The sequence below is a fragment of the Streptomyces azureus genome, assembly GCF_001270025.1.
In the GTDB taxonomy this organism is placed as follows: Bacteria; Actinomycetota; Actinomycetes; order Streptomycetales; family Streptomycetaceae; genus Streptomyces; species Streptomyces azureus.
On sequence record NZ_DF968414.1, the window covers coordinates 1 to 7,934 of the forward strand.

Here is a 7,934-nt window from a genome sequence, read left to right on the forward strand (position 1 = left end):
GGGAGTGCCGGCCGGAAGCCCTCGTACTGGATGTACTCGGGCTTTCGGCCGGTGCGGCGAGAGGGCGTGCCGGGCCTCCGACGGGGCGAACGTTGCCTGCCGGGGCACTCGTCCCGGCGCAGCAGGCTCCCGTCCTCGGTGTCGAGGCAGTCGGCGCCGAGCTTGGTCTCCCACTCGGCGGGCTGCGCGCCGACGGCCAACGACCTCCAGGACTTCCAGGACGAGGCGGACCGGCTGGAAAAGGCGGCCGGAGAGAAACTCGACGCCAGAGCCGAGGCCAAGGAAGGCACCGCGGAGTACGGCAAGGCCTCCGGAGAGGTCACCGGCCCTCTCGGCAAGCTGCACGGCCCAACACGTCGCCGCGGGTGGCGACGTGGGCGTAAAAGTCCAGGCCGGACATCTCCATCTTCTCCATCTTCTCCATCTTCTCCGTCGCCTCGATCAGCCCCTGCAGTTCGGCTGTGCGGTCGTTGCTGAAGCGCCACTGCGGGCTGCGGCCTTCCTTCATGGCCCTTGCGCTGGACTCGAAGACCTCCGTGGCGGCCTTCGTCACCCCGATCACCTCAGCGCGCACCTTGAGGCCGGACCTGACCGTCGCGACGACGGCGTCGATCTGCTTCTGCGTGGCGGTGCCGTTCCTTCAACCGGATCGCCTCGCCCCGGATGCCGCCCTTGCCGTCCGGGCGCAGCGCCACTTCCATGCCGTCCTTCACGTTGACGTGAGCGCCCCTGGCGACCCAGCCCTGATCCACTTGGCCCACGTGGTCGATCCCGAGGCTGCACTTGTTCTTCCGGGCATCGTGGACCAGGACGGGCGTGCTTCCGCCGAGCACGTAGTACGTGTGCGCGCCGCCGACGGTAGAGGGTGTGGACCGACTGCTCGGCAGTGCGCGTCCCGACCACGGTGACCTCGAGGTCCGCGCCCGCGCTGGTGCGCAGCCACGTCCCCGCAATGAGGTCGATGGCATCAGCCCACACTTTCGGACCCGGCGTCCAGAACGGCTGGCGGTCCGTCGCCGTGATCGTGTCTGTGCGGTTGCGGTCCCCCGCCGCGCCGTCGGTGTCCACGACGAGCGTGATCAGGCGCTCCTCCCCCGATCCCGTGATCAGGTCGCTCACCGGCCCGGCCCCGGTGAGACGCGGTTGCGGGAGATGCGGCCCCCGGGGGGCGCCCTCCCACCCAGCAACGACGCCAGCCCCCCAGCAGTTCACCAGACCATAGGAACACTCCAAGCCGCTGCTGCATCCGGGTGGACCCTCACGCCGGCCGCAACCGGCATCCCCTCACGGAAGTCCCCCACCACAACCCGAGCGTTGAGAGGAGCCTGTCCATGGCCCACACCACCACCACGCCTGGCCGGCCGTCCTGGGCACACGACGACTTCCTGCTGCCGCCGCCCAACCCCACCCAGCGCCTCAGCCTCACCCTCCCCACGCGGGATGTACACCGCCTGGAACTCCACGCGGCACTGACCACCGCCGGCGTCGCCCCCATGCCCGGCGACCGCGAGGCCATCGACCACCTCAGCACCCTGCCCGACCACGTCCACACCGCACTGCACCGCTGGCTCACCCACACCACCCGATAACCAGCCCCCACCCCGGAAGCGGTCACCAGCACACACCTGACGAAGATCCTCACCGCCTGAGGACCTGAACGCCAACCGTGTCGGCGTCCGCGAACCGTTACGCGAACGGGTGCCGCAACGCACAGGGGAAAATCTTCACCCCGTACCGCTCGCACACCGGGCGCTGCGCCACCCGTTCCGCGACCCAGCGCCGTTCGTCCTCCGCATCGGCCTGCACAGCCTGCCGGCGGTGAAGGCCATCTCCGCCGTGCAGGCCGAACGCGGCAGCCAGCATCCGCTCACCCCCGCGCCCCAGGCACCGCCATATCACGGTCCACCGCCTCACCCCCGCCCTCCCCGCCAAGCCGAACACCACTGGTCGCCGGAGCTACCCGGTGCTCTCATGGATAAAGGAACCTGCATGACGAACCGACAGGCTCCCCCCAGGCCGGCACCCCACGCGTGGCCCGCCCAGACGGACCGACCGCGCCCGCCCCGTCACAAGCGGAGGAGGCCAATGCCATGCTGCGCCGCCGCACGGTCGGTGACGTGATGACCGAGGAAGTCGTCACCCTCCGCCCCGACACACCCCTCCACGAAGCCGCTGCCCTGCTGGACGCGAACGACATCGCCGCGGCCCCCGTCATCGACGAGGACGGCCTCCCCCTCGGCGTCGTGTCCGCATCCGACGTGCTCCGACACGAGACCGGCATGCCCGACCCACAGGGACAAGACAGCGACGACGAGCACGCCTGGGACAAGGCCCGGGCCCACACCGCAGGCACACTCATGAGCAGCCCCGCCTTCACCGCCCGCACCGACTGGACAATCCCCCGGGCCGCCCGCGAACTCCGCCAACGACACATCAAACAACTGCCCGTCGTCAACGACACCGGGCACCTCACCGGCATCGTCACCCGCAGCGACCTACTCGACGCCTTCATCCGCTCCGACAACGAGATCCACGACGAGATCGAACAGGACGTCCTGGGACGCATCCTCGGCCTGGACAAAGGCACCGTCGCGGTCAACGTCCAAGACGGGACCGTCACCCTGCGAGGACACCTCCCCGAACCACGTCTCACCCCAGCAGTCGTAGGCCTCTGCCAAGGCGTCGACGGCGTCATCGCCGTGCACGCCCACCTCACCACAACCCGAACAGGTTGAAAATCCTCCCCCCGGCAGGACCGACCACCAGACGCAGCCGAGCAGATCCCGGCACCAGACCGCCCCCTCACCCAACACAACCGACAGAGCGACACCAGCGATTTCACCGCGACAGCAAACAGAACAGACATCTAGCCCCACAGGAGAGGCAGATCCAAATGGCCGAAGGAAGCTCCGCCCTCATCAGCGAGGAGCGGGTGAGGCCTGGTCGACGGCCCTCACGTAGGGCCAGTGCGGCTCCCAGAGCTGGCTCCAGCCAGGCGGATCGAGCAGCACCCGCCTCAGCCCCGGACGGTCATCAGGTGAGCGGAAAGCCCCAGCGGAGGGCCTCATTCTCGATCTCGATTTGCTCCTGATCCAGTTCGGCCTTCCGGGCAGGATCTAAGCCTTGCACATTGAGCATTGCCTGTACGGAGGCGTAACGGATTTTCGCTTTCTTACGCCGACTCACGAGTTCCAGACTTACCAGAATCCATTCGAATAAAGCCGAGAGCAGGACTGCAATGAGTGGAGCCAAGTACAGAAATACTTTGCCCACTATCCTATCCTGGTAGCTTTCGCCAACAAAGGCAGCCAGACCGACGCCGGCGCCAGCCCCGGCGAGCGAGGCCTTCAGGGCGTCAGCGTTGAACGGCGTGGGAACGGCAGGTCCAGTCTGAGTAATACCGTTCCGTTGCGGGGGAATCGTCACGCATCACGTCCTGCGGACTTGCCATCGTACTCATTTAGGAATTGGTCAAGCCGGGCCGCTTCGCCTGCATCAGAAAGATCGAGGTCCACAAAATGCGGATCCCGACCCTTCACTTCATAAGTGACTTTATGACCAGCGATATCGACTTGCACAGAGTTCAACCGACGTAAGCGCGACAGTTGTTTAAACGCGCGCCAACCGACCGGAATGAACGTGCCAATCACGGCGGCCAACGCAACAGCGAAATCAGCCTCCACCGATCGACCTCCCCCCCGATTCAGCACGGTTCCCGCGTTCGCATGAGTAGCAACTAACCAGGATACCTGTTCAGTTGACCGGCCGCAGCAACTTCCGATTGGTCATTTAAGCGCATGAGTCCATCGGTCAGGCGTGAAGGAACAGACCCGCTCCGCAAGGGCCGGTCCCGCGCGCTGAGTCAGTAAAGGTCGTGGTCGTAGCCACGGTCGGCGAAGAGCGAGTCCGGCTTACGACGGGGACGGCCGGCCGGGCCACGGACAGGCGGGATCACATCGAGCAACGGCAGCAGCTGGGTGACGCCGTTGCGGTTGCCGCCCGTCAGCAGGACCGCGATCGGGGTGCCGTGCCGTCGGTGATCAGATGATGTTCCGAGCCGGCCGGCCCCGGTCGACCGGCGAGGGGCCCGTGTGGATCCCCCTTTCAACACCCTGACGTGCCAGGAGTCGACCACGCAGCGGGACCAGTCGAGCTTCGCCGCCGCGTTCAGCTCGGCGAGCAGTACCTCGTACAGCCGCTGCCACACACCCGCCTCGTTCCAGTCCCGCAGCCGTCGCCAGCACGTCATGCCCGAGCCGAAACCGAGTTGCTTCGGCAGGTACTCCCACTGGATCCCGGTGTGCAGTACGCAGAGGATCCCGCACAGCACATCCCGGTCCGGCAGCGGCTTGCGGCCCGGGTACCCGAAGCGCCGCTCGCACTGCGCCAGCAGCAGCTCCAGGAACCATTTCCTATAGCTTGATCGTGCGTTGATCCGTACATGACAGACCTGGTTGAGCGGTTGGTACCGGACGAGTTGCGGGTATTGTTCCGGCGGGCGGTGCCGCCGACGGAGGTGAAGCATCCGCAGGGCGACGGCCATCGGCGGGCCGGCGCGAGACGCTGGCGGCGATCTTCGTGGCCACCCCGGGCTGCACGTGGCGGCAGCTGCCGCCGGTGTTCGGACCGGCTTGGCAGACGGTCTGCCGACGTTGTGCTCAGTGGAGCCGGGCTCGACTCCGGGCCAGGCTCCACCGGGCAATCCTCGACGAACTCGGTGCTCGCGGTGAGCTGGACCGGTCGCGGTGCGCGATCGACCCGGTCAGCGTGCGGGCGGCAAAAGGGGGGCCACTGACCGGACCGAACCCGACCGCGGCCTTCGCGGGCAGGTGCACGCCGCATGCGGCACGGGAAAGACCATCATTGCGGCAGCTGCCGCTAAGACGTTGTTTCACTCGGTGAGTCGGCGGTAGCTGATGAGGCTGGTGGCGATGGCGACGAGGGCGAAGGTTCACCGCCGCAGGCACTCGTCGCTACCACCCGCAGCTGCCCTGCCCCGGGATACACTGCTCCGCTCCACCCTGACCGGAGGCCACCTGAGTGTTCCCCGCACGAGTATTTGCCGGTGCTCCGCTGGCTCTGGTGATTCTCGCCCTGTCCGGCTGCTCTTCCCACTGGGGCTGCACCGACACGACTGCGGAGCGCGGTGAGGCCGGTGTCAGGGTGCAGGTCGAGGACATGTCCGGGCGGCCTCTCGGCGTCACCGCCGAGGTCATTGACTGGCGCCTTGAGCCTCACCCGCAGGTGCCCGCCGAAGGTGACCAGGTCCACTTCCACTACCGCTTCGACGGCGCCGACGAGATGTCCGGCCCTGCCGTGGACGCCTGCGCGGTCGATAAGGAGCGCGTGGCGTTGGGGTGTCAGACGGTCCATTCCGCCCAGGCGTTCGGGCGGGACGGTGACCTCACGGGCGACAGCTGGCTCGCCGTCGAGCACCCTGAGCAAGTTGCCGAAGTGCTATTGATCCCCAATGACCAGTCCTACGACAGACGAACCTGCGAGCAGGACATCAAGGACGGTGGCGGGCTGCATCCTCCGGAACCAGCGGGCATGGGGGACCAGCTGTAAGCCGACATTTCAGTTGGTGAGCCGGCGGCGGCATATGAGGGTCGCGGCGATGGCGGTGAAGGCGAGGAAGTATTCCGGCTTGCGCTCGTAGCCGCGGTGGGGGCGTCGGCAGCAGGACAGCCAGGACACGGTCCGTTCCACAACCCATCGGTGCCGGCCCAGTCGTTGGGATGACTCGATGCCTTTGCGGGCGAGGTGGTGCCGATGCCGCGGGAGGACAGCCAGCGCCGCAGGTGCTGGTAGTCGTAACCCTTGTCTCCGTGCAGTTTGCCGGGCCTGCGGCGTCGCGGGCCGCGGCGTGAGCTGATGGGCGGGATGCCGCGGACCAGCGGGATCAGGGCCTGGCTGTCATGGAGGTTCGCCGCGGAGATACCGACGGACAAGGACAGGCCGTGGCGGTCGACGAAGAGGTGGATCCTCGATCCCTTCTTGCCGCGGTCGGTCGGATTCGGTCCCGCCAGCCGCCCCCTTTGACGGCCCGGACGCCGACGGAGTCGATCGCGCACCGCGACCAGTCCAGACCACCCCGGGAACCCAGTTCGTCCAGGACCAGGCGGTGGAGCCTCGCCCACACCCTGGCCTCGGTCCACGGCAGCCAGCGGTGACCACGAATTGTCGCGGCCAGCACCTCACGGTCCCCTCGCCGACGATGCCCCCACCCTGCGGGCGAACAGGCACCGGCGGCACCACCCGCTGGAACAAGGCCCACAGGTCTTCCGGCGCCAAGCGTTCGACAAGCGCAGCAGTCATCGCCCCAGACCGCCGCACGATCACACCAACTGAGGCTTCTTACGCTGACGCTCATCTGCGGCTGCCAGGGCATGCCCCTGTCCGGCCAATGCTCTGTGCGACCGTAGGTGATGCGCGCGAAGGGGCGTACTTCGCCTGTCGGCCCGACCCTTATGGACCAGTCAACTCGGCGTACTTTGGCTCTGTCTGCCGGACCATGGCCGGGGCAGGGTGGGAGGACCTTGAACTTTGTGGAGGTCTTCTTGAGCATCGCGTTCCTGCTGACCACCTTGGTCGTGGTGGTCACCCCCGGCACCGGAGTGGTGTACACCCTGGCTGCCGGGTTGTCCCACGGCCGCCGGGCGAGCGTGGTCGCAGCACTCGGCTGCACCCTTGGCATCGTGCCGCATCTGGTAGCGACGATCACCGGCCTCGCCGCGCTGCTGCACACCAGCGTCGTCGCCTACGAGGTGGTGAAGTACCTCGGTGTCGGCTACCTCCTGTACATGGCGTGGGTGACGCTACGCGACAAGCAGGCGCTGTCCGTCGAGGGGGAGGCCGCGCCGCAACCGGCGGCCCGTGTGATCGCTTCCGGGGTACTGATCAACCTTCTCAACCCGAAGCTCACGATATTCTTCGTTGCGTTCCTGCCGCAGTTCGTGCCCGCTGACGAGCCCGGCTCTCTTGGCGCGATGCTCCGGCTCAGCGCCGTCTTCATGGCGCTGACTTTCGTCGTCTTCACCGCGTACGGGATGTGCGCCGCCGCCGTACGGCACCGCGTGCTGGCCAGGCCGAGGGTGATGACCGGCGTCCGCCGGGGGTTCGCCGCCTGCTTCGTGGGCCTGAGCGCGTGGCTGGCGGTGGGGTGAGATGCGTTTCCGGCACGCGGACGCAATCTGGTCCGACCATCCCGAACTCGCCGCCGGTGCGCTGTGGGCCACCGGCGTTGGTGCCGCTGCCGATGTTGGCCCGCGCGTCGCTGAATACACGGCCCGTGCCGCGGCCCGGCTGGCCGGTGCCACCGAGAGTGAGCTCCCCGAAGTGCTGGCCTGGCGGCGGGCGTTTTCCCGGATGGGGCTCAAGCCGACGCAGTACCGCTGCGCCTCGGAGTCGCTGCTGCGGCGGCTGAGGAAGGAGGGAGAACTGCCGCGCATCCATCCGGTGGTCGACCTGTGCAACGCGATATCGGTCGCGTACGCAGTCCCGGTGGCGGTCCTCGACACGGACCGCATCGCCGGCCCTCTGCTGGAGGTGCGCTACGCCTGCGGTGACGAGCACTACACGACCTTCGGTGGCGGCACCGAGCACCCCGTACCCGGAGAGGTGACCTTCACAGACTCCGACGGACGGGCGCACGCCCGCCGCTGGACCAACCGGCAGAGCGGCCACTCCGCAGTGGCTGAGCGCACCAGCCGGATCTTGGTGGTGGCGGAGGCCATGCACGACGGCGGAGCCCAGGTCGTGCCGGAGCTATTGAAGACGGTCGCTGAGGAGCTGGCCGCGCACTGGCCGACCGACCCCTCGGTGTCCGTCCTCACCCCATCCGCACCGGAATTCGTCTTTGGCGGTTAGGGCCTGTTGTGAAAGTGCTGGTCACAGCCACTCGTTGATGGCTGCGACCAGCACTGTCGCTTCGT

The 7,934-nt window shown here is 67.5% G+C and carries 11 protein-coding genes and 3 pseudogenes; 6 read left to right on the forward strand and 8 right to left on the reverse strand.

What is annotated here, in order from left to right:
* The 3 genes and pseudogenes from AOQ53_RS46915 to AOQ53_RS44280 all read right to left on the reverse strand — a co-directional run.
* Positions 1-200, reverse strand: a pseudogene (locus AOQ53_RS46915) (hypothetical protein); the annotation flags it as partial.
* 119 nt (positions 201-319) lie between these two features.
* Positions 320-553 (reverse strand): hypothetical protein, encoded by a 234-nt coding sequence (locus tag AOQ53_RS45020; RefSeq protein ID WP_167745796.1) that lies wholly within the window; start codon positions 551-553, stop codon positions 320-322.
* Positions 554-563: 10 nt separating this feature from the next.
* A complete protein-coding gene (locus AOQ53_RS44280; RefSeq protein ID WP_059423202.1) occupies positions 564-833 on the reverse strand; it encodes a hypothetical protein in 270 nt (89 codons plus the stop codon).
* 498 nt (positions 834-1,331) lie between these two features.
* On the opposite strand from AOQ53_RS44280, the gene AOQ53_RS43230 reads away from it, so the two are divergent.
* Positions 1,332-1,589, forward strand: coding sequence for a hypothetical protein (locus AOQ53_RS43230; protein WP_059423204.1), 258 nt, complete (start codon positions 1,332-1,334; stop codon positions 1,587-1,589).
* 97 nt (positions 1,590-1,686) lie between these two features.
* On the opposite strand, the gene AOQ53_RS45525 is transcribed toward AOQ53_RS43230, so the two are convergent.
* A complete protein-coding gene (locus tag AOQ53_RS45525) occupies positions 1,687-1,863 on the reverse strand; it encodes a hypothetical protein (RefSeq protein ID WP_201785095.1) in 177 nt (58 codons plus the stop codon).
* A gap of 227 nt (positions 1,864-2,090) precedes the next feature.
* Here AOQ53_RS45525 and AOQ53_RS34005 point away from each other — a divergent pair, with 227 nt between their 5' ends.
* Positions 2,091-2,735 carry a CBS domain-containing protein gene (locus tag AOQ53_RS34005; RefSeq protein ID WP_059423208.1) on the forward strand — a complete coding sequence of 215 codons (645 nt, stop codon included), beginning with the start codon at positions 2,091-2,093 and terminating at the stop codon, positions 2,733-2,735.
* 298 nt (positions 2,736-3,033) lie between these two features.
* On the opposite strand, the gene AOQ53_RS44285 is transcribed toward AOQ53_RS34005, so the two are convergent.
* The 3 genes from AOQ53_RS44285 to AOQ53_RS42085 all read right to left on the reverse strand — a co-directional run bounded on the left by AOQ53_RS44285 (position 3,034) and on the right by AOQ53_RS42085 (position 4,543).
* On the reverse strand, positions 3,034-3,426 hold the full coding sequence (locus tag AOQ53_RS44285) for a hypothetical protein (RefSeq protein WP_148640411.1): 393 nt from the start codon (positions 3,424-3,426) through the stop codon (positions 3,034-3,036).
* Positions 3,423-3,683 carry a hypothetical protein gene (locus AOQ53_RS44290; RefSeq protein WP_148640412.1) on the reverse strand — a complete coding sequence of 87 codons (261 nt, stop codon included), beginning with the start codon at positions 3,681-3,683 and terminating at the stop codon, positions 3,423-3,425. The genes AOQ53_RS44285 and AOQ53_RS44290 overlap by 4 nt, the downstream gene beginning before the upstream one ends.
* A 179-nt stretch (positions 3,684-3,862) precedes the next feature.
* Positions 3,863-4,543 carry an IS5 family transposase gene (locus AOQ53_RS42085; RefSeq protein WP_236711910.1) on the reverse strand — a complete coding sequence of 227 codons (681 nt, stop codon included), beginning with the start codon at positions 4,541-4,543 and terminating at the stop codon, positions 3,863-3,865.
* Between AOQ53_RS42085 and AOQ53_RS42090 the strand changes: the two are divergent.
* Positions 4,442-4,812 (forward strand): annotated as a pseudogene (locus AOQ53_RS42090) (transposase); the annotation flags it as partial. The gene AOQ53_RS42085 and the pseudogene AOQ53_RS42090 sit on opposite strands and share 102 nt — an antisense overlap.
* A gap of 228 nt (positions 4,813-5,040) precedes the next feature.
* Complete coding sequence (locus AOQ53_RS34015) at positions 5,041-5,568, forward strand: hypothetical protein (RefSeq protein ID WP_174523390.1); 528 nt, start codon at positions 5,041-5,043, stop codon at positions 5,566-5,568.
* Between the two features lie 9 nt (positions 5,569-5,577).
* Here the strand turns inward: AOQ53_RS34015 and AOQ53_RS43235 are convergent.
* Positions 5,578-6,318, reverse strand: a pseudogene (locus AOQ53_RS43235) (IS5 family transposase).
* 242 nt (positions 6,319-6,560) lie between these two features.
* On the opposite strand from AOQ53_RS43235, the gene AOQ53_RS34025 reads away from it, so the two are divergent.
* Both AOQ53_RS34025 and AOQ53_RS34030 read left to right on the forward strand, forming a co-directional pair.
* Positions 6,561-7,166, forward strand: a complete 606-nt coding sequence (locus AOQ53_RS34025) for a LysE family translocator (RefSeq protein ID WP_059423214.1) — start codon at positions 6,561-6,563, stop codon at positions 7,164-7,166.
* A 1-nt stretch (position 7,167) separates the two neighbouring features.
* Positions 7,168-7,869 (forward strand): B3/B4 domain-containing protein, encoded by a 702-nt coding sequence (locus AOQ53_RS34030; protein ID WP_059423212.1) that lies wholly within the window; start codon positions 7,168-7,170, stop codon positions 7,867-7,869.
* Positions 7,870-7,934 lie beyond the last annotated feature (65 nt).